Annotated in this window: 15 protein-coding genes; 7 read left to right on the top strand and 8 right to left on the bottom strand. The window is 63.2% G+C overall.

All coding sequences use genetic code 11. The annotated features are described in order from the left end of the window. Positions 1 to 48: 48 nt before the first annotated feature. Positions 49 to 3,558, bottom strand: a complete 3,510-nt coding sequence (locus HK28_RS07650; RefSeq protein ID WP_143217360.1) for an AsmA-like C-terminal region-containing protein — start codon at positions 3,556 to 3,558, stop codon at positions 49 to 51. 38 nt (positions 3,559 to 3,596) lie between these two features. Between HK28_RS07650 and HK28_RS07645 the strand changes: the two genes are divergently transcribed. From HK28_RS07645 to HK28_RS07630, 4 genes are all read left to right on the top strand, one after another. Continuing rightward, positions 3,597 to 6,761, top strand: a complete 3,165-nt coding sequence (locus HK28_RS07645) for a bifunctional [glutamine synthetase] adenylyltransferase/[glutamine synthetase]-adenylyl-L-tyrosine phosphorylase (RefSeq protein WP_086644008.1) — start codon at positions 3,597 to 3,599, stop codon at positions 6,759 to 6,761. Positions 6,762 to 6,819: 58 nt separating this feature from the next. Then, positions 6,820 to 7,293 carry a thioredoxin-dependent thiol peroxidase gene (gene bcp, locus HK28_RS07640; protein ID WP_086644007.1) on the top strand — a complete coding sequence of 158 codons (474 nt, stop codon included), beginning with the start codon at positions 6,820 to 6,822 and terminating at the stop codon, positions 7,291 to 7,293. 147 nt (positions 7,294 to 7,440) lie between these two features. Beyond that, entirely contained in the window at positions 7,441 to 7,824 is a 384-nt protein-coding gene (locus HK28_RS07635) for a hypothetical protein (protein WP_086644006.1), read from the top strand. Positions 7,825 to 7,957: 133 nt separating this feature from the next. Further along, complete coding sequence (locus HK28_RS07630) at positions 7,958 to 8,929, top strand: mitochondrial fission ELM1 family protein (RefSeq protein ID WP_086644005.1); 972 nt, start codon at positions 7,958 to 7,960, stop codon at positions 8,927 to 8,929. Positions 8,930 to 8,972: 43 nt separating this feature from the next. Here the strand turns inward: HK28_RS07630 and HK28_RS07625 are convergent, their stop codons facing one another. Then, complete coding sequence (locus HK28_RS07625; RefSeq protein ID WP_086644004.1) at positions 8,973 to 10,772, bottom strand: tetratricopeptide repeat protein; 1,800 nt, start codon at positions 10,770 to 10,772, stop codon at positions 8,973 to 8,975. A gap of 696 nt (positions 10,773 to 11,468) precedes the next feature. On the opposite strand from HK28_RS07625, the gene HK28_RS07620 reads away from it, so the two are divergent. Genes HK28_RS07620 through HK28_RS07610 form a run of 3 tightly spaced genes read left to right on the top strand, consistent with a single transcriptional unit; the run spans position 11,469 to position 13,547 of the window. Beyond that, on the top strand, positions 11,469 to 12,143 hold the full coding sequence (locus HK28_RS07620) for a peroxiredoxin-like family protein (protein ID WP_086644003.1): 675 nt from the start codon (positions 11,469 to 11,471) through the stop codon (positions 12,141 to 12,143). Positions 12,144 to 12,198: 55 nt separating this feature from the next. Further along, positions 12,199 to 12,915 (top strand): SDR family oxidoreductase, encoded by a 717-nt coding sequence (locus HK28_RS07615; protein ID WP_086644002.1) that lies wholly within the window; start codon positions 12,199 to 12,201, stop codon positions 12,913 to 12,915. A 56-nt stretch (positions 12,916 to 12,971) separates the two neighbouring features. Further along, positions 12,972 to 13,547 (top strand): carboxymuconolactone decarboxylase family protein, encoded by a 576-nt coding sequence (locus HK28_RS07610; protein ID WP_086644001.1) that lies wholly within the window; start codon positions 12,972 to 12,974, stop codon positions 13,545 to 13,547. A gap of 223 nt (positions 13,548 to 13,770) precedes the next feature. Here HK28_RS07610 and HK28_RS07605 read toward each other — a convergent pair whose 3' ends face one another. The 6 genes from HK28_RS07605 to HK28_RS07580 form a co-directional block, all read right to left on the bottom strand. Further along, the gene (locus HK28_RS07605; protein WP_086644000.1) at positions 13,771 to 15,144 is read right to left on the bottom strand and encodes a glycosyltransferase family 4 protein; all 1,374 of its coding nucleotides are present in this window, start codon (positions 15,142 to 15,144) and stop codon (positions 13,771 to 13,773) included. 152 nt (positions 15,145 to 15,296) lie between these two features. Next, positions 15,297 to 16,511 carry a hypothetical protein gene (locus HK28_RS07600; RefSeq protein WP_086643999.1) on the bottom strand — a complete coding sequence of 405 codons (1,215 nt, stop codon included), beginning with the start codon at positions 16,509 to 16,511 and terminating at the stop codon, positions 15,297 to 15,299. Positions 16,512 to 16,553: 42 nt separating this feature from the next. Next, positions 16,554 to 19,868: a glycosyltransferase gene (locus HK28_RS07595; protein ID WP_086643998.1), complete on the bottom strand. Its 3,315-nt coding sequence runs from the start codon at positions 19,866 to 19,868 to the stop codon at positions 16,554 to 16,556. Between the two features lie 15 nt (positions 19,869 to 19,883). Beyond that, complete coding sequence (locus HK28_RS07590) at positions 19,884 to 21,740, bottom strand: tetratricopeptide repeat protein (RefSeq protein WP_086643997.1); 1,857 nt, start codon at positions 21,738 to 21,740, stop codon at positions 19,884 to 19,886. 173 nt (positions 21,741 to 21,913) lie between these two features. After that, the gene (locus HK28_RS07585; RefSeq protein ID WP_086643996.1) at positions 21,914 to 23,362 is read right to left on the bottom strand and encodes an HlyD family type I secretion periplasmic adaptor subunit; all 1,449 of its coding nucleotides are present in this window, start codon (positions 23,360 to 23,362) and stop codon (positions 21,914 to 21,916) included. Between the two features lie 3 nt (positions 23,363 to 23,365). Then, complete coding sequence (locus HK28_RS07580; RefSeq protein WP_086644019.1) at positions 23,366 to 25,525, bottom strand: peptidase domain-containing ABC transporter; 2,160 nt, start codon at positions 25,523 to 25,525, stop codon at positions 23,366 to 23,368. Between the last annotated feature and the right edge of the window lie 59 nt (positions 25,526 to 25,584).

The following is a 25,584-nucleotide window of genomic DNA, read 5'->3' as shown; positions in this document are numbered from 1 at the left end:
CTAGCGCCCGTGGACGAAATCGGGCCCGTCCGTATACGCGAATGACCTTCAGAACATGTCGCGCAGGACGCCGGGCAGGAAGATCGTGAAAGGACTGACGGAGAACGCCGGATCGTCCAGCTTGCCGTTCACCGCGAATTTGACGGCGAGAAGGCCGCCGTCTTTTTCGGGAGAAAACAGCTTGCCGACGCCGGGCAACTTGCCGGGCAGCGCATTGACGGCGAACGCGGGCACGATGGTGCCCGCAAGATTCATCGTGCCGTGATCGAGGTCGATAGGCCCCTCGATCGTGGCTCCGAGTGCGCCATTGCCCGCGCGCCCGTCTTCGATATGCAGCACGCCGTCGGCGAAAGAGACCGGCATGCTGAACCGGTCGACTTCGAATTCTCCGTTTTTACGGGCGTTGAACCAGCCGTAAATCGACAAGCTGCGCGCCATCAGCAGCGCGTCCGGCGCTTTCGTAATTACGAACGGAGAGATGTTCAGACGCCCGTGGAACGGGGCGTTCTCGCGAGAATCGTCAAAGTGTCCCTCCAACCGCGCATTTCCGCCGGACATTGTGCTGACCATACCGGTACGCGCGGCGAGCATGCCGAAATTGGTGACGTCGGCTGTCAGGCGCCGTGTCGCGCCAACAGGCTCCAACACGGCAGTGGCGGTTGAGGGAGAGGCCATTGAGAACCGAAGGCGCTGCAGCCGGACGCCATTGTGTTCGATATGCGCGGATACGCCGCCGAGCGCTCCCGTCTTGCTGTAATACAGCGTGTCCGCGTCGACATCGATGAACCACGGCCGCCCCGGTGGGCCTTCCACCTTGCCGCTGGCCGCCTGCGGGACATGGTAGGTCGTCGGCTTCTTCGCAGGCATTTTCTCGTCCGGGCCCTGCACCAGCGGCGTGAGGTCGAGCGTGGAAGCCTTCACATGAACGGAAATCGGCTGCGTCGCCGTCATGGGGGCAGTGAAACTGGCCGATCCGTTGGAGCGACCGACGTGGAACTCAGGCACGATCAGCTCTGGCGGCGCTCCGTCATGGAGTTTTGCTTCCCCGCTCAATGTCAGATCGGGGCCGGTGGCGCGTATGTCAGTGACCGTCGACAGGGAGCCGTGGTCGATCGTCAGCTGCACGCTCGCATTGGCTGGAACGTCCGCGGGCTTGCTCCACATGGGGATGTGAACCGCCGCCCGCGTCAGGTCGAGATTCAAGCCAAGAGTCGCCGTTCCGTCGCTCATGGACGCATATTTCGCGTTCATGTCAGCCACGCCGTCGAAGCGTCCGTCCACGGGAATTCCGGCAAGGACGGCGTTCTCGGGCGTCATGTGCATCTGCGCGTCGACTTTGTCGACGACATGGCGCGGCGGCGCGGCGTCGAAATCCACGCTGCCCTGAACGTCTGTGGGAATATGCGCGAAAAGGCCGGAGCCAGTTAGCGTCAGCCCCTTCATCGTGACGTTCATGGCGATGGTGGCGTCGTCCATGTCGCGTCCGATCGCCGCGTCGCCGAGATGAACGTGGGTGAGCTGAGCATGACCGTCCAGCCTCATGTCATCGGTCGTAATATGTGATTCCAGAGGCAGTTCGAGTTTGCTACGCGCGACAGCCCAGCCGCTCGGATGTGTAAACGGCAGCGGGTGCTTCGACAGGATATGCAGGCGCGGCTCGCTCAGCACCGCGATATGGTCCCGCAGGTCCCCTGCAAGTGTGATGTCGAGAACGCCGGTCTGATCCTTCTTGTCCAGATCGTGAATTTCCATGCTGCCCGCCCCCAGCGCGAGCTTGCCGGTCGCGTTCGAATCCACGCGTCGGCCCGCACGTTCGACAAGCTGATAGCCATGGTCGAAGCGGATCATGATCGTCTTCGGATCGACGAAGCTGAGATGTGCGTCGACGCCGTGCAGCGGCGCGATGGGACGAAGCCAGTGAACGTCCAGTCCCTCTCCGTCCAGCCCGCCGCTGATACGTGACATGACGGGCTTGCGCCCGTCCGGACCGGGAACGAGGCTGACGGAGACATGCGTGTTGCGCAACATGCCCGTGGTGATGTTCTGGGTCACCCACTTCCGCGCCCCTTTACCGGCGAGAGCGGGCCAGTAACGGGCGACGTAAACGAACGGAATATCGGTCAGCGCCGCCGACAGGTCGCCGGACAAAACTGTGGGTTTGTGTATGTCCGCCCATGAAAGCGTGCCGCTTGCAGTCGCCGTCAGGCCGGGGTCGTCCTGCTGAGCGGTTGGGGCCGTGCTTCCGGCCTCGGCGGCGTCTGCGGCCTGCGTGTCGCTTACCTGCGTCGCGCCCTTTGGAATTGCTGGTTCGGAGGGTTTGGTTTTGTCAGCCTGCGTCGGGGTGGCGACCGTCCCGTCGGTGGTCGCAGGCGCATTCTCCGTTCGGGTTTCTGCCAGAGGAATCGCCGATGAGTCTGCGAGAGGAGACGGCGGCGGACGCAAGCGCGCGCGGAGTTCTGTCACATCCAGACGTGCGGGCATGGCCTCCCGTCTGAGCAGGTGAGTCGGCGGTTCAGGAAATTCGAGGCGTAGACGCGCCTCCACGTCCTGAGTGAACAAAGTCGATCCGGCAGCGTCGACCTCGCCTTCACCGCCGGTCACGGTCACGGTTGCGTCGCGCGGCGTGACCATGCCGAGCCAACGCCCTGCGTGGAGGGTGACGTCCGCCGTCAGGCCGAGCGGCAATTTCATAGCCGCGAGGGCGGGAACGACTGGCGCCAGTCCGGCGGGCGTTGTTGGCGCGACGGAGACATGCCACGAGAGCAGGTCGCCCGGCGCGCGGTCGCCATGCGCGTTCAGGTTGACCTGGAAGGGCGCGGGGATTGCGTTGCTTGAACCATCTGGCCGCGCTGCGACGCCGATGGTCAGAGAGCCGACCAGCCCACGCCGCCAACGCACCAGCACCGGGGTCAACGTAGCGTCGACCGGGTCTACGATCCAGCGAGCGTGAAGCGCGCGGTCGTTTACCTCCACATGAGCGTCTGACAACGCGAGATGATGCAGATGATTCAACTCGACCTGCAGGCCGCCGCCGTGGCGGCTCGACCCGTCGTCGCCATAATCCAGATCTACGTCGCCGCCCTCGTCACGCCGGAGCGTCAGCCTGGCGCCGCCGACCTGAAGGTTGGTGATCGCGATGCGACCGCGAAACAAAGGGAAAGCGTCGAGCGCGACGGCTCCGTCCCTGATGCGGTCCACCGTGTTTCCACGGGCGTCGAGGATCGTTACGTCGTGCAACCGCAGAAGGACAGGCGAGCCAAAACCGTCCCGCAGTCCCATCCACTGCAGTTCGGCATGGCCGATGGCAAGGCGCCCGCGCGGTGGCGCGCCCGCTGCACCCCTGGCGATGACGATCGGCGTGAAGGGGCGAACCAGCGGCGTTACATTCAGCGGCCGGAACATCATGGTGACGAGGAGAGCCACGAACCCCAGAGCCGGAAGGACAACCAGCAGCGCCGTCAGCACGCCGCAGCAGCGCAGGCGGCACCACACGCGCGACCGACGTTTGCCGATCCGGGGGGAGGAGGTTGTCGACGAGGCTTGACCAGAAGCGCTCACGCCCGCATCCCTGCCGGTCTCACTGATCCATAAAGCGCATGCCTGGAAACACTCCCCTTACCCCGCGCGGCGGGCCTCCCCGGTCTTCCGCTCGCGCCCGCCGCGCGCCGGATCACGCTCCCGCGTCCCATGCCGGGCACGACGAGCTTCTGGACCATCAACGCGATGCGCCGCACGCGGTTGGCCAACGCAGCGTCGCGGGCGTCGACTGGCCCGCCGGACGCTGGACGCTGCCAGTTGATGAGGCGGCGGCAGAGCGTTTTGCGGTCGATATCCGGGCATTGTGGCTGGAAGAAGGATTGCCGCCGGAAATGCTGGCTTCGCCGGGAGCGTCGTCCCTGCTCGCGTGCGTCGGCGGCTCGAGTCCTTATCTCGCCGATCTCGCGCTCAGAAGCCCGGTCGATTTCGCGCGTCTGCTGGAAAACGGACCGGACCGATTCGTCGAGGAGGCGCTGGAAGCGCTGTCTGCGTTGTCCTGCACGACGCCGCGAGAGGATCTCGCGCACGCCCTGCGTGTCGCCAAGGGGCGCGTCGCCCTTGGCGCGGCTTTGGCTGATATCGGCGGTTTCTGGTCGTTGGAATCGGTCACGCTGGCGCTGAGCAGGTTGGCCGAAGCTGCGCTCGACGCGTCCGTCAATCATCTGCTTCGCGCCGCGTATGAGGCAGGACGCCTGTCGCTGAAGAACCCCGATCAGCCCGCGCGAGGCAGCGGCTACGTCGTGCTGGCGATGGGAAAGCTGGGCGCGCGGGAACTGAACTTCTCCTCGGACATAGATCTCGTGGCGCTCTTCGACGCCGATCTCCACGCCGATCCGGACACTGCGCGCCAGACGTTCATCCGTATCACTAGCGACCTTGTTCGCCTCATGGAAGCGCGGGACGCGGACGGATACGTGTTTCGCACCGATCTGCGCCTGCGCCCGGACCCGTCAGCGACGCCGCTCGCCGTGTCGCTGCCGGCCGCCATCGCCTACTACGAAAGCCTCGGCCAGACATGGGAGCGCGCGGCGATGACCAAAGCGCGGCCCGTAGCGGGAAACATTCCGCTGGGGCGCGATTTTCTGCGCGCCATCCACCCGTTCGTATGGCGACGGAATCTCGATTTTGCGCTGATCGACGACATTCATGACATGAAGTCGAAGATCGACCGCCACCGAAAACCCGGTCGCGCGGGGTTGGCGCGATTGCCGGACGCGACGCTGACGGACCCTGAGGCCGGGGCGCAATGGCTGCTGGGCCATAACGTCAAGCTCGGCGAGGGCGGCATACGAGAGATCGAATTCGTCACGCAGGCGATGCAGCTTGTCTGGGGCGGCAAGACGCCGGGCCTGCGGGAGCGCCGCACCCTGCAGGCGTTGCGAGGGCTGACGCGTTCCGGGCATCTCCCGGCGGAGGAGGCGGCGACGCTGTCACGCGCGTATCGCCTGCTTCGTGAGGTCGAGCATCGAATCCAGATGCGCGCCGATCAGCAGACGCACGACATCCCCGCGAACCGGGAAGGGTTCGAAGCGCTCGCCATCTTTCTGGGTTACGCCAGTGGCGGTGATCTGGCTCTGGATCTGCTGCCGCAGATGCGTGCGGCGCGCAGAATCTTCGAACGCCACTTCACGACGCCCACACGTGGGCCACGCGCCAGCGCCTCCCTGTCCGATCTGTCCGCGGAAGATCTGCCGGAACGTCTGGCGGCGGCAGGCTTCCCTGAGGCCGACTGCGAGACGGCGGCGGCGCTGCTGCGCCACTGGGCGGGCAACAGCCGCCGCGCGCTTCAGTCGGAGCGCGCTCACAGCCTCCTGCGTGCCCTGGCGCCGTCGTTGCTGACCAGTTTCATCGCGCGGCGCAACCCGCTCGCCTGTCTCAGACATTTTGACACGCTGCTTTCACGGCAGCGGGCGGGCGTGCAGCTTCTGTCGCTGCTGGAGCGCAATCCGGCGCTGATCGCACGCATCGCCGCGATTTTCGACGCCTCTCCGTTTCTGGCGGACCATCTGGCGGACACGCCGTCCGCGCTGGAGGGGCTTCTGGAGCCGGAAGACATGTCGGGCGGTGAGGCGGCGGCTCCCGCACGCATACGCTCGCTTGCCGACGAGCGACCTCCTCTGGACCTGCTGATCGGACGTTTGCGGCCGGTGGTGCGGGCGGAGGAGTTCCGTCTGTCCGTGGCGCGGCTGGAGGGTAGGCTCGACGAAGATCGTACGGCGCGGGATCGCACGGCGATGGCCGATGCGGTGATCGCCGTGCTGCTGGACGCCGTGCTCCGCGAACATCGTCTGCGTCACGGTCGCGTTCCCGGCGGCGCCGCAGCGCTGGTCGCGCTGGGCAAGGCGGGATCGCGGGAGATGATGTCGGGGTCTGATCTCGACCTGATGCTGGTCTTCGACCATCCGGAAGAGTCGGCGCACAGCGTCGTCGCGGCGGGAAAGACCGGGCGCGCGGTCACGGCGTCGCAATATTATCTCCGCCTCGCGCACAGCTTCGTCGGCGCGTTGACGGCCCCGGATGCGGAGGGGCCGCTCTATGCGGTGGATATGCGTTTGAGGCCGTCCGGCGCTGCGGGGCCGGTGGCGGTCTCGCTGACTGCGTTCCGCCGTTATCACGAGGACTCGGCGTGGACCTGGGAACGCATGGCGTTGACGCGGGCGCGCGTCGTCGCCGTGGCGGGTGAAGATGGCGCCCGCGCGCCGTTGCGCAAGAACATGCAGGATGCGTTCGCCGCCGCTCTGGGGCGTAGCGACGCGGGCGGAAACGACGTTCTGGGCGACGCCGCCGCGATGCGCGCGCGTCTGGAGCGGGATCGTCCATCGTCAGGTCCGTGCGACGTGAAGCTGCGGGCCGGAGGGCTGATGGAGGTGGATTTCATCGCGCAGGCGCTGCAGCTTCTGGCGGACTCTACTGAGGCGCGCTCGCCCGTGACTGCGACGGCGCTTCAGCGACTGGGTCGTACGGGGGTGTTGGGGCGGGAGGACGCGCGCTTCCTCGTCTCCGCTGACCAGTTCTGGCGGACGCTGCAGGGTGCGCTGAGGCTGCTGTGCGGGCCGAAGCCACCGCATGGCGCCCTGGAATCGCTGCCGCCGGCGACACTACAGGCGTTGTTACGCGCGATGGGCGAAAGCGACGTCGCGCGTCTTGTCGCGCGCATGGAAGAGGTCGCGTTGGCGGTGCGGGCGGCTTTCGTGCGTCTGGTCGGGCCTGTGGGAGAAATGTGACGTCGCGGGTTCGGCATTGTCGTTGCGCGCCACCGGAGAGTGATGCAGGCTCCGAGCCATGACGACCGAACCGATTGCAGTGGGCGACAAGGCCCCCGATTTCTCCCTCTCTGCGAGCGCCGGGCGGACCGTGTCCAGCGCTGCGCTCGCCGCAAAGCCGTACCTGCTGTATTTTTATCCGAAGGCGGACACTCCGGGTTGCACCACGCAGGCCTGCGACATTCAGGAAGCGCTGCCTGCCTTGGGCAAGCTGGACCTGACCATCATCGGCGTCAGCCCGGACCCTGTTTCGAAAATCGATAAATTCGCGGAGAAATTCGGGCTCGAGTTTCCACTCGCCAGCGACCCGGAGCATCTGCTTGCGGACCTGTATGGAACATGGGTCGAGAAATCGATGTATGGCCGCACTTACTGGGGGATGGAGCGCAGTTCGTTTCTCGTCGGCGCTGACGGGCGGATCAAGGCGATCTGGCGCAAGGTGAAGCCCGCTGAACATGTGGCGCTGGTCAAGGAAGCCGCCGCCGGTCTGTGACGGTCACGGCGGCGGTGATCTTCGGGCCCTCTGTCGCCATGCCATGATTTGCCGCAAACGCGGTCAAGAATTCGCCATGAACGGGGTGTCTATTTGGATTCTAGGGTGAGGCGCCTGGCGCTTCGCCTCTGTTCAGGAGATTACGATATGCGCAAGTCGCTTCGTTTGTTCGTGGCCGTTCCGGCGTTGCTTGGCGTTCTCGCCGGTTCGACGCTTCTTCCGGTTTCGGCTGACGCCCACCCGGGTTGGGGCGGTGGACCGCGTTGGGGTGGACCCGGTTGGGGTGGTGGTCCGCGCTGGGGCGGTGGGCCGCGTCCCTATTACCGTCACGGTTGGGGGCCGGGCGCCGTCGTCGGTGGCGTGCTCGGCGGTCTTGCGGTCGGCGCGGTTCTGGGTAGCGCCGTCGCGGCTCCGCCGCCGGTAGCCTATGCGCCTCCTCCGCCGCGCGTCGTCTATGCGCCGCCCCCGCCGGTGGCCTACGTGCCGGTCGCGCCAGCTTACACCGCATACCCGAGCTATCCCGGCTGGTGAGCCTCCATCGTCACGCCTTGCAACCGCCAGGCGTGGCTTTGACGGCGCTTCCCGCTTGCGGGGGTGACCCGGCGGCGCCAGAAACACGTCCATCGTGAAAGCCGAACCCCATACGAATCCAGATACAGGAACCATGCAGCGGCGTGCCCTGTCCGTGGTCGCCGAAGATTTCGCCGGAATGCGTTCTCAGGCTTTCGGGTTGGCTGAACGTCTTGGCTTCCCGGCGAAACTGACGCCGATCAGACCGACTGGCCTGATGCGCGTGTTTCCGGCCCGGATGTGGCCGAACCCCCTCGCGGCCGTTGAGGCTGGGGCGTTTGCAACTCGCGGCTCCGACTCCTCGATTATTGGTCCTGTTCTGACCGTGGCGGGCAAAGGGGCGGCCATTGGCGCTGCTTTGCGCCGCAAGGGCTATACCGTCGTACAGATCCAGCACCCGCGCATGAAGCTAGACCGGTTCGATCTGGTCGTCGCCAACGTTCACGATGAAATAGAAGGGCCAAACGTGCTCCTGGGCCGAACGGCCCTGCACGGGCTGACTCCGGGGCGACTGGAACAGGCGCGCGCCGATTGGAGCGCCAGACTTGTGCGCTCCGGTCAGCCGCTTCTCGCGGCGCTGGTCGGCGGAGCCAACGGCCGCTTCCGTTTCGGACGCGCCGAGGCGGAGCAATTGGGCGCGTCGCTGGCAAGGGCGGCGCGCGTTTCTGGCGCTCATCTCTTCATCACCACCTCCCGTAGGACAGGCGCAGAGGGCGTGGCGGCGTTACGGGAGGCCGCCGCTTCCGTGGGCGGGACCGTCTGGAGCGATGGAGCGGACAACCCATACCTTGGGCTCGTGGCCTGCGCGGATTTTCTTGTGGTCACAACGGACAGCATTTCAATGATGTCGGAAGCGGCAGCAAGTTCCGCCCCGCTCTACATCCATGACTTGCCCGGGTCTTCCCGCCGGATCGGTATCTTTGTCGAGACGTTGCTGAAATGTGGACGTGCACGCCGGTTCGAGGGAGAGGTCGAGGGCTGGCTGGTCGAACCTTTGGACGACGCGCCTGCAATCGCGCGGGAAATTCGTGCTCGACTTGGGCTGCCAACGCCAGAAAATGCCTGACTGAAGCGTCGTTCTTACGCGTGGCGCGCACTAAAAAAGCGTGTCAACGTTTTTCTGTTTCCCAGACGCGCTGTTTTTGTGCATTGGCTTTTTCGGCTACGAGCCATTCATCGCGCCAAATTTCAAGCTTATCCCGCGCAACGGCTATCGTCGCGGCCCAGTCGCCGGGACGCGGCTGGCGGATCAACGTCATCGACGGATACCACGGCGTGTCTGGCCGCTCTTCCAGCCAGCGCCAGCATCCGTCGAAACGTGACAGCGTCCAGACTGGCGCGCCCAGTCCGCCCGCCAGATGCACGATCGAGGTGTCGACGGCGAGCAGCAGATCGACAGCCAGCAATCGCGCCGCCGTGTCCGCGAAATCGGATACGCCCTGCATCACGTCGATGATGGGCAGTTTCGCATCATGCAGTTCCTGCCGTGCCGTGCCGAATTGAAATGAAGCGAAACGGACACCGGGCAGGGAGGTGAGGGGGGCCAGTTCCCCAACGTGCATCGAACGTCGGCGGTCGATGAGGTTGGCGCTGATCTGGAATGGACGCGGCGCCCCGGACCAGACGAGGCCTATCACAGGTTCCGGCCGATCCAGATGTGCCGGGAAGAGAGCCCGGACCGCGTTCGCTCCCTCGTTGGCGAGAGCGGGCGCGACGCTTAGATATGGCGCAGCGGGCACGGAGCGCAGCGTAATGCCCAGACGGTAAGGCAGGCTTGCCAAAGGACAGTGAAACGCGAACGCGTCGCGGGGCGGCGGCTCCGAGATAACCGCCCGGACGCTCTCAACTGACCCAAGCAGGCGCGCCAGCGACGGCGGCGCGAGCACCGTGACCTGCGCGCCACGCGCAGCCAGTTCCGGCGCGAACCGGATGAACTGAAGGCTGTCGCCGAAACCCTGTTCCGTGAACAGCAACAGATTGCGCCCGGCAAGGCTCTCCCCCTGCCACGGCAGGCCGGGCAGATTCTCAGGCATGGTCTGGCAATCTTTCCATCGCCATTCATATTCCCGCCAACCTTCTTCATACGCGCCGGTTTTTAATAGTGCGGAAGCGCGCGAAAAGCGGGACTGGGCGAACTCCGGGCGGGTCTGCAGGACTCTGTCGAATTCGGCGATGGCTTCGTGCGAACGATTTAAATTCAGAAGAATATGCCCTCTGTTATGCCGGGCGCGATAATTGGCGGGATCGATGCCGACTGCGCGATCTATCGCATCGAGCGCCTCGTGAAACCTGCCCATGTTCGCCAGAGAAACACTGTGATCAAGATGAAGATCCGAAGACGCAGGACGGGACGCCTGCGCACGTTCAAGCAACGCGCATCCTTCCTCCATAGAGCCTGCTTCGTTTAGAAGACGGCCAAGGCGATGACAGATGACGCCATCGTCAGAGGCGATCGCCAATCCACGACGATAGAAAACCGCGGCCTGAGCGGGTTCGTGAATATTTTCGAAAGTCAGGCCCAGAACGGTGTAGGTTGCCGCTGTTTGCGGCATGTCGGCGACGGCGGCGTCGAGCTCCTCTTGAGCCTTCGCTATTTGTCCGACTTTTCGCAGGCAGCGGGCGTAGATCAGCCGAATGGCGAAGACCGGATGTAACCGGGCCGCGCGTTTGAGCGGTGCGACTGCCCGCGGGGCACAGCCGAGCGCAAGCTCCACGCGGGCCAGGAACATCAGGCTTGTAATATTTCGCGCGTCTGTGCCGATTGATCGGAGGGCGTGGCGACGTGCGGCAGGCAGATCGCCCGCGCGCTCGCAGTCCATGGCGCGGGATATCCACTGGTCTTTCGGAACGTTCGAGATGTCGGCAGCGTCGTTCGTTGCGCGCGCGACGGGTGGAAAGGCTGCGTTCATCTGACCGGCTCCGGGTGGAGCGGGTCAGTATGGGGTGAGAAGTCTTAAGGTTTGCTTTCGGGTGGGGGGATGAGGCGACGGAGGACCGGTTTCCAAATCGGCATAGGTTGGCCTCGCGGAGGCGCTAATTCCAACATGTGGGGCACTTTGCCCGCTGTGCTGTTTGCAGACACGGCGGCTTTGCGGACGAAGCCAGCCCGTCTCCTTTGCGCGAGTCTCTAATCAGTTTGGTGCCCGAGTGGTGAGAACGAGCACGATCTGCGTCGGCCGGGCGTGCCGTCGGCAGTGCTTAAGGGTTCCATGGCGAGGCTGGCTGCGTCGCGCAGTCCTGGGGGCTCAGACCGTCAGACCCGCCGCCTTCTCGAGCGGATGCGCAGTGACGGCGCTGGTGCATCGGCCGCGCGGATGGACGCCGAATAGCGGCACGTCAGACGGCCTGCACGAAGGTATGCTCGCGCTCCTGCGCACGCAGGATTTGACCCGACCTTCGCCTCGGAAAAGTTGGTGGAACGCAAAGGGCTTCACCTTCCGCTCGAGACGCTGCGCAAATGGACGGATTCACCGATTGCCCGGTCTACCAGGCTGCCGCGTCAGCGCATTCCGACGCGGAATAAACGCTAGTCGGACGAGCGCACTGCTCCCCAGTGTCATTTCCAATCATTCTGCCTCCGTCGCCATCAATCGAAAGACAAACCAATGACCCTGCAAGACAGGCTCGATGCCTTCAAAGCCGATTTCGAGGCTGGAAAGCCCCCCTATAACGTGCCCCATTCGGTGATCGAGACCATGCGCCGCGCTACTGCCGAGTTGATCGCTTCGGGAGCCGCTGGCCGCGCGCTTAAGGCCGGTGACAAAGCACCGGTCTTCACTCTGGAAGATCCCGATGGCAAGCCCATGTCGTCCCGCGATCTGCTGGCTCATGGCCCGCTCGTCGTCAGCTTCTATCGCGGCGTCTGGTGTCCCTATTGCAATATGGAGCTGCAGGCGCTGGAAGCGGTCCTGCCAGACTTCACGGCACGTGGCGCCAGCCTGATTGCGATCTCGCCCCAGACACCGGTGAACAGCCGCAAGTCCGTGCGCCAGAACAGCCTCTCTTTCCCCATCCTGTCAGACACGGAGAATAACGTCGCCGCAGCCTTCGGCCTGCGCTTCGCGTTGCCGGATTACCTAGTGGAACTCTACAAGAGTCTCAAGAACGATCTGCCCGCTTTCAATGATGACCCGAGTTGGACACTGCCCATGCCTGCCCGCTTCGTCATCGGTCAGGATGGCGTCATTCTCTATGCCGAGGTGAATCCTGATTACACGCGCCGCCCGGAGCCCGAGGCCATGTTGCCCGCGCTGCGCCACGCGGAAAACATTACGGCCTGATCCCAAGCCTTTGGCTTTCCAAGAGCCGATGGACACCTTTTCAAGGACCCCGAGAATGTCCAGCAGCTTTCTTGTCACCGGCGCCAGCAAGGGTATTGGCCTCGCCTTGTCCCGCCGTCTGGCGCAATCCGGCCATCATGTCATTGGCGTCGCACGCGCCATGCCCGCCGATTTTCCAAGCGCCTTCGTCACGGCGGATCTCGGTGACCGCGGCAGAACGGAGGCCGCGTTGGCCGAGATCAACTCAAATTTCGCGATCGACGGCGTGATCAACAATGTCGGGCTGGTGCGTCCGCAATGGCTGGGCGAGATTGATCTTGCGACACTCGACGACGTGCTGCGGGTAAATCTGCACCCGGCGGTGCAGGCCGCGCAGGCCTTCCTTCCCGGCATGAAGGCGCGCGGTTGGGGGCGTATCGTCAATATCACCAGCCTGACGGTCCTCGGCAGCCTGCAGCGCACCGCCTATGCCGCCGCCAAAGCTGCGCTGACCAGTTTTACCCGTAACTGGGCGCTGGAACTGGCTGAAACCGGCATCACCGTCAACGCGGTGGCGCCCGGCCCGACCGAGACCGAACTCTTCCGGGAGAACAATCCGCCCGGCAGTGCGGGCGAAGCCCGTTATCTCGCGGCGGTGCCGATGAAGCGCTTTGGCGCGCCTGATGAAATCGCCGCCACCATCGCCTTCTTGCTCTCTTCGGAAGCCGGTTTCATGACCGGTCAGACCCTGCATGTCGACGGCGGCGCGTCCATCGGCCGGACCTCGTTCTAAATTCGGCTTGGTGCAAAATTTCACACCTGTTTTTCAAACCTGTAAGGATCTGAATCATGATTAACGATTTCAACCTGCTCGACAGCGGCAACGCTCCCGCCGCTTCCGCCACGATCCTGGACGGGGTTCAGGCCGCTTGGGGCTTCGTGCCCAACCTGCGCCGCGTGCTGGCGGAAAGCCCGGCGGCGCTGGAAGCCTATGCCGCGCTCTGGACCATCGCCGAAAAGACCAGCTTCACGGCGCAGGAGCGCAATGTCGCCTATCTCGCTATCATCTATGAGAATGAGTGCACCTATTGCATGGCAGGACACACCAACCTGTCCCGCATGGCGCATGTGGATGATGTGGTGATCAGCGCCATCCGGAACAATACGCCGATCGCGGATGCCAGGCTGGAAGCGCTCCGCAGCTTCGCCGCGAAACTCACCCGCCAGCGAGGTGTTATGACCGAAACCGATGTTGGGGCCTTCAAAGCTGCCGGGTTTACCAATCAATCTGTGCTGGATCTGTTGGTTCTGTCCGCGACGAAGCTACTTTCCAATTATGCCAACCATTTGGCGGAGACGCCAAACGACGCCTTTATGAAAGGCGCGGAATGGACCGCGCCTGGCAAGCTCCGCACCGTTCAGTAAGCAAAGAGATCCCAGATGGAGCTACGCATTCGCGCGGCTCCATCTTTACCGAATCATGTGATTGGTGGTTGTTCGACGCCCTATGCCACGCTTTGTGGAGCGGACAATTGACGGTTGAGTGTCATGGAAGGGAGGCAAAAGCGGTCGCATTTACAAACACCAAGCGTCTGCTTTGCCGACCATCCCACCGCCCAAAGCGTCCAGTCCGAACTGAAACTTCGTTTCAAATCGTTTTTTTGGGGCGTCCGGCTTTTTTCGGCGCAACCACGGGGGTGGAGGCCTTCGTCGCCGGACGTTTGGTCGGCGGGACAATTAAGGGGGCCTTTATCGCTTTTCGTTTGACACGCGCAGGGGCAGTCGTCTCCTCGGCTGAAAGCCTTTTCCCGGCGAGCTGTTCGATGATGGCCTCGTACTGCGAGAGATAGCCTTGCATCGATAAGGTCCGCTCGGCTTCGGCGCGCGCGGCGCCGCGAAGCGTTTTGGCGAGGCGCTTGTTTTTTAGAATCTCGACGACGCTTTCTGCGATCGCATCGGGATCGGTGAATGTGGTCAGCAACGCGGTCTTGCGGTCTTGAAGGAACTCCTCAACCGGGGCCGTAGCGCTTCCCACAATAGCGCAGCCGGAGGCCATCGCCTCGCGTAGCGACCAGGAGGCGACGAAAGGGTAGGTCAGATACACATGCGCATCCGAACGTTGCAGCATGCGCCGAAAATCGTCGTAACTGACCTTGCCGACGAAATGGACGCGATCGAGCGGAATGCGCCCGTGCAGTTCCGACAGCATACGTTCGCGCCATGTGCCGTGTGGCAGGCGCGCGCCGTAACTCACGCCGTCGCCGCCTACCAGAACGACGCGGGCGTGCGGACATTCCTTGAGAATGCGCGGCAACGAACGCATGAACACGTGAAAGCCGCGGTAAGGCTCCAAATCTCGTGCAACGTAGGTGATCAATTGCTCTTTCGGAGAAAATGAAAGACCTTTGATCGTAAATTCCTTTTTTGCGGCCAGTGGATCCGGGCAGCATTGATCCAGATTGACGCCTTCGCGCAACAGGAAGATGCGCGAACGGGCCCACTCAGGGTAGGTTGAATGCTGGAACGCCGTTGGCGTTTGCCCCCAACCCGGATTATTCAACGCCTGCAGATTTATCGCGTTCTTTGCGCGGATTTTGGCGGGCATGTCCGGGGTCAGAGGAAATTCCGGATCGAAGCCGACATCGAATTTGTCGGTGTGATAAAAGAACTCAAAGTAGCCCAATATGGGCGCGCTTGGGAAAACGTCGCTCATGTTGAGCAGTTCGCCCCAACCGTGATGACCGATAATGATGTCAGGGGCGAAGCCCAGATCACGTAAAGTCAGGGCGGCTTTTGCAACTGCTTCCGCACGGGTCAGACCGGCGTCGAATTCCCGCGCTCCCGGATGGGTCTGGTTGGATGGAGTGCGGGGCATTCGATAGATCACCCGACGCACACCGCCGATGACGTTTTCATTTCCTTCGCTGATGAAAACGACTTCGTGTTTTCCGGAACGAACGAGGTGACGGACAAGATGCAGGAACTGTCCCGGAAAATTTTGATGTACAAAAAGGAATTTCAAATCGAAGGTCCAGTTCTCGGAAGCCGTGCGCTTGTCCGACCGTACCGGTCATGCCCCCTTTGGCGGCCATGGCCGCTAAAGGCGAAGATCGTCACGTCGTCACGGGCGCCGCGTCGTGGGATTGCTCCCGACGTGCGCCAGCAGCGTCATGCTCAGCGTCGCGGCTTGCGCCCGCGTGGCGCAGACGTTGCGGGCTGCGCCGGGGGAGACTTTTTGGTTGTTTTAACGGCGACGGTCGCTTTGACGGGCGCTGTTTTGGGTTGCTTGGGCGTGAGCATCGGAGCAGCCGCATTTGTAGTGGTTATCGTCTTCTTTTTCGCACTGCTCGGCGGCGCTACGCGTGTGGCCGAGGTGGCCACGGCGCGTGCGGGCTTGGCTGTTTCGCTCTGCGGGCGTCCGGGACGTTGGCGCGTCTGGGCTCGGCTGGGGGCGGTTGTCGCAGATTCCAGCAGGGCCAGGTCCTCTTCGAGTTCGTCTTCAAGTTCGTCGATAATTTCAACGTCGTCTTGATCGTCGCGCGGGGCGATGGCGATCCGGAAAGCTTCGAGCGGCGCGAGGCTTTCCGCTTCGGCGGCGATGGCGCCGTCGATCGGGCCGATCTTGGTGCCGTCGGTAAAGCTGGCTTCCAGAAGGCAGGAGTAAGCTTCCGCCGCTTCGCCCTTGAGTCTGACTTTCAGTCCCAGAATTGGCAGGGCCATTCCCCGGCTGCCGCAGTATTGACCGCCCTGCGCCCAAGGGGAGAGCCAGCCTTTGCCAAGAACAGCCTGATATTCGATGTCTGCGGGGGTAATCGTATGGTCGGGGGAAATGCCGAAACCTTCGATCCAGGACCGGCTGCCGGGCTTGCCCATCCACTCGCCAAGTCGTGCGCTGACGTCGCCGCGTCGCTGGATGTGTGCTGCAACTTCGGGGGCCTGGCCTTTGGGCGCAGGCGTCGTCTGGATCGGCGTCGGCGCGGCTATGGAGGACGCATGCGGCTGAGCGGCTTCCACACGCGCTGCTACGGGCGACGCAGGCACGCCTGCGTCGCTCAGGCGCAGCACCTGAAGGCGCGGCGCCTCGTGAACCGTGTTTTGATCCTGATAGATGGTGACAAGAACCTGCGCCGGTCCGCGGCTTACGCGCACCAACGCGCCGTTGTTGACTCCGCCGAGCCAGCCGGTGGAATCGAATGTGGCGATGGCGACGTCGTCGTTCGCCAGCGGGCCGACGGTCAGGCGCACGCCGGGCAGACCGCTGGCGCCGGGAGGCTGTTGCGCAGGGGCGTGAAACACGCAGAACAGTCCCTGGTCCAAAGTCATGAGATGTCCCGACACCTTGAGGTCGGTGATACGGTTTTGCGGTGGTGTCTGGCCGCTCTGGGACATTGAGAACTCATTCTGCTGGTTGCACTGGGACGCCGTCGGTAACTACGGAGTCTGACGAATACCCGTCAGAGTCTCATTCCGACGCTGACACAGTGAGGTCAATATCACGTTAAGTCGATTGGCCGATACACCGAGAGGAAGAATACTTCCCCTTTTCTTCGCACGTATCCGGTCCGCCACAGCGCCAAGATCGAAAGCCGCGACGTCGAGGCCCGCTCGCCATGCGACGCCGAGCGCCAGACACCAGGTTTCCGGCCAGATCGAGGGTATGAAGGCGTAATCGGCGTTTTGCGCGCGAACGAGTGCGGCGGCTTCGGAGTCCTCGTAGGCGCCGGTCACGTAGACATGGCCCGTCTCGATCAATTTCGTATCGTCCGGCGTATGCCCGACAATCACGTATTCGATAGGCAGGTTCCGTCGGCGCGCGTCTTCCGCCGCCGCCAGAATTACGTCGTATCCTTTTTCGCGACCAATAGCGCCGACGATACAGACCCGCGCGCGACTGGTGCGAGGCAACCCGACCACAGCTGACGGCGAGTGTGCCACTGCGGGTTCTTCTGCGTCATCGTCCTCGGGGGGATCGACGTCGATCTTCAGGGCGGGAAAGTGGCGCAGCATTCGCTGGGCGGCGTCACCGGAGGGCGCCGACACACGCCGCGCTGCCGACAGGCGCTTGGAGGAGTGGGAGACATACTCCGCCACGGTCTCGTCGCCCGGCGTTTTGCGGCCGAGACGCGCCACGCAGCTTTCGCATTCCGCGACATCTGGTTCGCCGCAGTAACGACCGTTTTGTCCAAGTAGAGAAATTCTGGGGCAAAACCAGATATAATCATGCACGAACACATCCTGGGGCGCCCCGATCGAAGCCGCCAGGGTTTCCATCTGCGGGTGATGACCGCTGCCGTGATGCCATTCGACATGGTCGATCTCGCCGCCGCCGAGTAGATTCAGGAGGCTCGTCCACTCTTCCGGCAGACGGAACCGCAAATTTGGATAAACCCCGGCTTCGGGATCCAGAGCGCGATGTCGGTCCTCAGCGTCAGGGGAAACCCCTTCGACTCGACAACCGCCTTCGACGGGTTTGACAATCATCGGCCGAACGCCCTGTCGCAGCATGCGCCGGGCCCGCTGTGAGACGACCCTTTCGACGCCTCCGCCATGATCGTGGGTGATGAACACGACTGCGCGATGCGACGCGTCGCTGTCCCTTTTTCTGTGGTGCGGAAATTCAGTCCGCCAGCCCCGCCGCCAGCGCAGTAAGTCGATCCGGCGGCGGACACCGAAAAGTGGATCCTGCGCGACATGGGTGCGAACCAGCGCCTCGTATCCCGGATGCAGCCGGTTCAGCAAAGCGAGGTTCCGGCGTAGGAGAGCGTCGCGCGTCGCGCCGAACGACGCCGATCCGACATGGGCGACATAGGCACCGGGGGCGGCGACGTTGCGCCAGCCGAGCGCGCGCGCTCTCAGCGAGAAATCGTTTTCCTCGCCGTAACCCTGTGCAAACAGGTCGGCGCGGAGCAGCCCTGTCGCCGCCAGACAGTCGTGGCGGATGAGCATGCAGAAACCATGCGCCGTGGGCAGATCGACCGCGTCGCCGCCGTTCGCTTGCCGCGCCAGTCCGGCCATCCAGCGTGTCTGGACGAGGGTCGGCGAACGGCTGCCTGCAAGCGTAGGGTAGGACAGGATCGTCGCGTCGTTGGAAAGCGGCGTCACTGTTCCAATGTCCGGCGCCGAATGTGCGACGCGACGCAGTTCCTCAAGCCACCCGTCCGTGACTAGCGTGTCGCTGTTGAGCAGAACGACGTCGGCGCCGCCTCCGACCGTGGCGCGCCTGCGCCCGGCAGGGCGTTGTGTCAGGGCCAGACGCAACCCGACATTGGCGCTTCCCGGAAAGCCCAGATTGATCGAATTATGCAGGACCGTCACACGTGGGTCTGCGACGAATTCATTCAACATCGCGACGAGTTCCGCGTCCGGGGATGCGTCCTCGATGATCGCGACGCGGACGGCGGCATTTTTCCCCTGAGCCGTGGGCAGCGTGGCGATGAGACTGTCGAGGCAGGCTCTCGTGCGTTTGGCGTCGCCGTAAACGGGGACGACGATGAGAGTTTCCCCCGCCGGAGGCTTGTCCGACAGAAGAGGGGCGGGCTTCAGGCGTTGCGCCGCGGGGCGCATTTCGACCGGGATCGGCAGGAAAGGCGGGGGAAGATCGGCGGTCACTCCGTCTTTTTCTGGACTCCAGAGCGCCGCTTGCCTGGCCGCCCATCGTGCGGCTCGGCGTTCAAGACCCGGATCGAGCGGGCTTCCCGCCAGATCTCGACCATCGGGACCCGTCACACGAACTGGATGGTCGGGGCATTGGTCCCAGGGAATCAGGATTTCCCGATATCGGGCCAGAGGGATGTCCGAACTGACGTCCGTCGAAAAAACGTCCGGGCTGAAGACCGATAGAAGCCTGTCGTTTCGTGCGTCCAGAAGGCTCAACGTTGGTGGTCTGTCAAGATCGTGCGGCAGCCACGCCCACCCCTGAAGGCCGTCGGGGCCGCTCCGGACCAGTCCTTCAACACGGTTGATGGCGGAGGGGCGGAGGGGCGAGCCTAGAAGCGGGGCCCCATCGAGATAAACAGTGATTTTGCGCGCGGAGATGACGCTCTCGGAAGCACTTCGAAGAGTGATCTTGCCGCCTTGCGACGTTATCTGTGCGGGTTCGCCGTCAATACGCACGGCCAGCCGTTCCAGAGAGGCGGTCGTCCCTCTGGTCCGCCCGCGCGAGCCTCGAGGGGGCGATGACTCAAGGTATGAGCGCGCGTCTCCTCCCAATCGGATGGAACCGTCGCTGTTCAGGCCGCACCAGCCGATGGATGCGGTCGCGTTGGCTACCCGATTGGCGAGAGAGGCCATCTGATCGTCGCAGGCGTGCGACGAGAGCCCGCGGGATAGGGACGTCGCAGCGTCCTCAGGTCGCCCCGCGGCAAGCAATATTGTGCTGAGGAGAGACCAGCCTTCCCGGAAGTCGAATTTTTCCAGCAGACGTCGCAGCAGGTCGACGGCGCCGTCCGGCAATCCGTTGGCTTGTCGGGCGGCAGCGAGCAGAAAGGCGACGTTCGGACTGTCTGGCGCCATTCGGTGCGCACGTTCGAGCCAACTCAACGCGGTGAAGTAATCCCCCGCACGCCAGCTGGACTCGCCGCGTCGAAACGAATCTTGCGCCTGCTCGTTGGCCCAGCGCGTCCATGTTTCGCGATCCTCGGCGCTGATCAGGCCAACTGTGCCGCTTTGGTCAGGGTCGGGACTGCCGGTCGATTGGCTCGACCGTTCGAAAGGGCGGGAAGCGCGAGCGCGCGGCGATTTTGGCAAGAGGACGGCGGGGGCTTAGCCCAGAACGCGGGCGGGACCGGTCGACGCAGCATCCGATCCCTCTGGCGTGGTTTCGCTGCCCTGCTCAGCCGAATCTTTCTCCGCCGCATTGTCGTGCGTTGCGGAATTGGCGTTCGAGAGATTGGCGAGGCGCGACAGTTCCGCGCTCGCCTGCACGACGCCCTGCGCTTCAGCCTTGCGATACCAACGGCGGGCTTCCGCGATGTTTGAGCGTCCGGCGAGGCCAAAAGCCAGATAGCGGCCCATCATAAGTTGCGCGGTCGGGTGGCCTCGCTCGGCTGCTTTCCTGAACCATTCATATGCCGTCGTCCGATCTTCCGGCACGTTGTGACCACCGCCCAGAATTGCGCCGAGTGCGAACATCGAATGCACGTTCTGCCGTTTGGCAGCGCGTTCGAACATCTGCGCGGCTGCGGCGTGATCGCTCGGTCCGCCCCGGCCTTCGAGAAGCACCTGTGCGTAGGCGACTTCTGCGTCGACCATACCGGCTTCAGCAGCTTTGCGCAGCCATTCGCGTCCTTCGACCGGATCGGTGACGCCGCCCCGTCCTTCAAGGAGCATGCGACCGTACCAGTATTGTGCGTTGACGACGCCTTCTGCTGCTTTGCGCATCCACGTTGCGGCTTCACGATCGTTTCGTTCGGCCCCTACGCCTTCCGCGAGGCAGACGCCAAAATTGAAAGCGGCGACAAGATCACCATTCAACGCGGCCTGCTCGTAACGCGCCCGCATTGCGAGACGATCATCTTCCGTACCCACACCGGACAGGATGAGATTGCCAAGGTCAGCGCTGCTTGATTGGTCGCCACTCTCCGAGGCGATCCGGAACCATCGGGCTGCTTCTTCCTGATCGCGCGGGACGCCGGCGCCGGTCAGATGCAATAGTCCGAGCGCTCGAGCCGCCGCGGCATGTCCCGCGGCCGCGGCCATATGGTACCAGTTCGCCGCCTCAAGATAATTCGGCGGAAGTTCGCCGCCTCTTGCGTACATATCACCGAGCAGGGCGGCTGCTTCGATATCTCCCGCCAGAGCCGCACGACGCAGCCACGTTTCGCCGCGCGCCAGGTTCTTCTTCACGCCCTGACCCGCGATCAGCATGAGGCCGAAGCGCGCCTGAGCCGAGCGGATATTCTGCTCGGCGGCTTTCTCCATATAAACGGCGGCAGCCTCGAGATTTTGAGACACGCCGGAACCGCGTTCTGAGAAGACGCCCATAAGATACAGGGCGGAACCAAGTCCGGCTTCGGCGGCTTTACGCAGATGGCCGATCACCTCGGCAAGTTCATCGGGCGTTCCGGCAGTTTGCATGCCGGCAAGGCCGAGACCCAGGTGGGCTTGCGGACTATTGTTTTCAGCCGCGCGGCGATACCAGTCGAGTCCGGCTTCTACATCGCGTAAGCCCTCCGGACCTGTGCTCAGCACATAGCCATAGAGCGCCTGCGCGTCTGTCGAGCCTGCTTCAGCGGCCTCCCGCGCCCAATGGGCCGCCTTGACGTAGTCGGGCTTACGGGTGGTGGCGCGCGATACGTCCGAGAGGCCGAAATCATCCGTCTCTACGGCGTCCGGGAGCCCAGCCAGATACAGATTCGCGAGTATGAGCTGAGCCTCGAGCCACCCGGCCTCGGAGGCGCGGCGCATCCACCGAGCGCCCTCCACCAGATCGCGTGTCGCGCCTACGCCTTCGAGATAGGCTCGTCCCAGCCGAAACTGCGCTTCCGGAACGCCCGCTCTCGCGACGGCGGAGATCTCCGCCACGCCGTCGACAGCCTCTCCGTCTTCAAGAAGACGAAGGCCATAAGCCAGCCGCGCTTTATTGGAGCGGCGGGCAAAAAGGCGCTCAACAAAACCCAAGCGTGCCCTCCCGGGTTGGGGCGGAAGACGATGATGGTAACGCCGCAATCATAGGCGATGACGAACCAAACCGTAAACGGTGCGATCCTTGAGTCCTGCGTTGCGGGCAGCCCGCAGCGGATTGCGCCGCAGCCGCTCCCGCCGGGCGTTGGCCGGTGAGGGGCGCGACAAGATCAGGGCTCGCGCATGCCGTCGGAGACCAGCGGCATGATGCTGTTGAGCAGGAACTGCATGATCGTCCTCTTGCCGACCTGAATGTCGGCCGTGACGGGCATACCAGGTTGCGGGTGGAAGAATGTCGGCACGCCGTGCAGAGTGTACCGGTCGATCCGTAGCCTTACGCGGTAGAACGACTGGCTCGAGCCGGTAGGGTCAGGCGGTGCGGCGGCTGAGGCGCCGGCGTTCGACGATGGCTTGTCCTGCGCCGAGAATGAATCCGCGCTGATTTCCCGAACGGTCGCTTCGGCTCCGCCATACTGGGCGTAGGGAAAGGTCGTGAATTTCAACAGGGCCTTATCGCCCAGCCTGACAAATCCGGCGTCCGAACCGCGCAGCGTCGCTTCGACCTCCAGCCCGCTTCCGACCGGCACCAGAGTCATCAACTCCGTTCCGGTGGTCATGATCGAACCGATAGAGAGTTTGGCGATGGTGAGAACGATTGCGTCCTCGCCGCTTTTCAAAGTGGTCAGATTCTTGCGCAGCTTGGCTTTTTCGTAGTCGCTCTGCGCGGTCGCGAAGTGACGCTGCGCGTCGCTGAGGTCGTGATAGACGGACGCTTTCCAGTTTTCGACATAGGCGTCCCGCTCGGAGGCGAGCGCGTTCAACTTGCCCCGGGTGCTCGCTGCCTGCTGCTGGGCAGAAATCTGGGAGCGCTCGATCTCCATCAGGTCGTTCTGCGCCCCGAGGGTAGACAGGCGGCTGCCGACCTGATCGGCCTGCAGCCGCGCCCGCATGTTATGCACGTCGGCCGCAACCTTCGCTCGTGCGGCGTACATCGCCGAACTGGCGACATATCCCTGCAGTTCGCTGGTTTCGGATGCGATCTGTTCGTCATAGTCATGGGTCTTGGCGTCGAACTCAGCCTTACGGCGCAGGAAGGTCGCTTCTTGCTGCGTCGAGGATGGGTTGGACGGATCGACCGCGTAGGTTCGTCCTTGTGACTCGGCAGTTAACCGGTCGACTTCTGCGCTATAACTTTGCGTCTGGATGAGCAGATTCTGAATGTCGGCGTCGCTGATGGTCGGGTCAAGACGGGCGAGAACCTGTCCTTTGTGAACAAAATCTCCTTCATGTACCTCGATACTGCGAATGATGGAGGTTTCCAAAGGCTGCACCACGAGCGTGCGCTGCGTTGAGGCAATACGACCTGGTGACGACACCACCCGGTCTAGCGGGAAGATGGCCATGACCAGCACGGTAGAAAGGGTGAGGGCGCCGATGATCCAGGTTAGGTACTGAGCCGACGCGGTCGGCGGCAGGTTGACCAGCGCAGCGCTGGGTGAGTGGAATTCGAGCAGAGCTGCTGGCAGATCGCCGGGAGCATAAGGATCGTTGACCTGGGGCAGAAAGTCGCGCGACTGGGTCCCGTCCTGATCTGTCTTGGCGATATCGTGCGAGGACATGTTTCAGTCTCCCTCGGCGATGAGCGGGGCGGGTCCTGTCCGATCCGCTCCCTGTTTTCCGGTCGTGTGGCGATTCTGTTGCATCCACAGCGTGCGATAGATGGCGCACCGCTCAAGCAGCACCTCGTGCGGCCCTATATCCATCACCTGCCCGCGATCCATGACCAGAATCTGGTCGCAGTTCACAAGCGAGGACAGACGGTGAGAGACGATCACCATAGTGCGCCCCTCGCCGATGCGTTCGAGGTTGGCGTTCACCAACGCCTCGCTTTCCGGATCGAGAGCCGAGGTGGCCTCGTCGAGGATGAGCAGCTTGGGGTCGCAGATAACCGCACGCGCGATCGCAAGCCGCTGACGCTGGCCGCCCGAGATGTTGGTCGACCCTTCCTCGATCCACGTCTCGTAGCCTGCAGGCATACGCTCAATGAATTCTTCCGCGCCGGCCAGACGAGCTGCGCGGACGACGTCGTCAATAGTCAGGCCAGGCCGCCCGGCCGTTATATTCTCGCGGATGGTGCCGCGGAACAGAAAATTGTCTTGCAGCACAACGCCGAAGGAGCGGCGAAGATGGGTCAGATTGATCTCGCGCAGATCGACGCCGTCGAGCTTGAGGTAGCCGTTATACGAACGGCTCACGCCTTGCAGAAGGCGGGTGATCGTGGATTTTCCGGAGCCGGAGCGCCCTACCAAACCAAGCATGGTGCCAGCGGGGACTTCGAAATTTACGTCGTCGAGCGCTTTTCCGGTAGAGCCGGGATAGCTGAAATTCACGTCCACGAATGACAATGCGCCCTTTATCCGAGGCCGCATGCCAGTGGTGAGAGCCTTGGTTTCGGTCGGTTGATTCAGCACTGACCCGGCCTCGCCAAGCGACGTGCGTACTTCGTTCAGGTCTTCGAGAAGCTTCGCAAGACCGACCAGCGGCGACGCGACACGTCCACCCAGCATCATGAACGCGACAAGCGCGCCGACGCCGACAGTGCTGGAGCCTGTGAGAATGAGGTAGGCGCCGACCAAAATGATGCCGCGGTTGATAAACATGTCTAACGGCATGGACAGGGTTGCGGGCCAGTTCGACATCCTCCCTGCGGCAAGTTTCCAGCGCACAACGTCGGCGGTCTTTTCGTCCCATTCCTGCTTGCGCGATGGTTCCAGCGCCAATGTTTTGATTGTGCGGATGCCGGCCACTGTCTCATACATTACGGACGACCGCTCCATCTCCGAACGCACAACATGTTGGTAGATCCGCGAGATGGGACCCATGAACACCACCACCAGAAGGCCGACCAAGCCGGCTGCGGCTACGGTCATCCAGGCCAGCGTCGAACTGAGGTAGAAAAGAAACGGCAGGATGACGACAAGCGTAAACATGTCGAGGAATGTGCTCATCAGCTTGCCGGTCATAAAGTCGCGGACTTTATATATGGCCATAACGCGCCCGATCACGTTGCCAGCTTGTTGTCTTTCGAAATATTCAAGCGGAAGAGCAAGCAGGCGGCTGAACAGGTGCAGGGACAATCTTGTATCGATGCGCGTCGTGAGAACCAGCGTCAGTTCGCGGCGTCCGTAAGACAACAGAACTTCGTAGAACGACAGGACCAGAACAATCGCCGTGATCGACACCAGCGTCGCCATGGAGCGGTTGTTCACCACGCGGTCGATAACCTGCATGACGATCAGCGGCGGGAAAATCTGGAGAATGCTGAGCGTCATCGACGCAATGGCGATGTCGCGAAGCGATTTTTTTTCGCGCAGGACCATCTTGGCCAGCCACGAGGCGTTGATCGGCGCGTCGGCTTCGCTTTGATCGCGCCGTCGCTTGATCAGCAAGGCGTCGCCTGTCCAGATTTGCGACAGGCGTAATTCGTCGACGGGAACCGGCAGGTCGCCTTCGCCACGCAGCGGGTCGCGCAGCCAGACGACGCCCTGATCGGCGCTCGCGTTGATCATGAGCGCTGCGGATCCGTCGCGGAACAGAAGCACGATGGGCGGCGAGTTGGTCATCTTGATCAGATAACGCCACTTCAGCCGCATGCCTTTGGCGACGGCTCCCTGCTCGTTGAGCCAACGGCATAACGTAGCGGGCGACGGGCTGGCCTCTCCTGGTTCAGCCGCAAAATCGCGGACGTCCAGTTCCAGCCCATGGAAATGGGCGGCGGCAATTACGGCGCGGAGGCGAATGAATGCGGGGGGATGTCGTTCTTCGCGACCGGTCTCCGCGT

The sequence above is a fragment of the Acetobacter sp. DsW_063 genome (assembly GCF_002153745.1).
Taxonomy (GTDB): Bacteria; Pseudomonadota; Alphaproteobacteria; order Acetobacterales; family Acetobacteraceae; genus Acetobacter.
This window is presented reverse-complemented; position numbering and strand designations above follow the sequence as displayed.

Bases quoted from the DNA above. Each gene is read 5' to 3' on its own strand.
- HK28_RS07645 (WP_086644008.1), top strand. From the start codon at position 3,597: ATGCCTGGAAACACTCCCCTTACCCCGCGCGGCGGGCCTCCCCGGTCT.
- bcp (WP_086644007.1), top strand. From the start codon at position 6,820: ATGACGACCGAACCGATTGCAGTGGGCGACAAGGCCCCCGATTTCTCC.
- HK28_RS07635 (WP_086644006.1), top strand. From the start codon at position 7,441: ATGCGCAAGTCGCTTCGTTTGTTCGTGGCCGTTCCGGCGTTGCTTGGC.
- HK28_RS07630 (WP_086644005.1), top strand. From the start codon at position 7,958: ATGCAGCGGCGTGCCCTGTCCGTGGTCGCCGAAGATTTCGCCGGAATG.
- HK28_RS07625 (WP_086644004.1), bottom strand. From the start codon at position 10,772: ATGAACGCAGCCTTTCCACCCGTCGCGCGCGCAACGAACGACGCTGCC.
- HK28_RS07620 (WP_086644003.1), top strand. From the start codon at position 11,469: ATGACCCTGCAAGACAGGCTCGATGCCTTCAAAGCCGATTTCGAGGCT.
- HK28_RS07615 (WP_086644002.1), top strand. From the start codon at position 12,199: ATGTCCAGCAGCTTTCTTGTCACCGGCGCCAGCAAGGGTATTGGCCTC.
- HK28_RS07610 (WP_086644001.1), top strand. From the start codon at position 12,972: ATGATTAACGATTTCAACCTGCTCGACAGCGGCAACGCTCCCGCCGCT.
- HK28_RS07600 (WP_086643999.1), bottom strand. From the start codon at position 16,511: ATGTCCCAGAGCGGCCAGACACCACCGCAAAACCGTATCACCGACCTC.
- HK28_RS07585 (WP_086643996.1), bottom strand. From the start codon at position 23,362: ATGTCCTCGCACGATATCGCCAAGACAGATCAGGACGGGACCCAGTCG.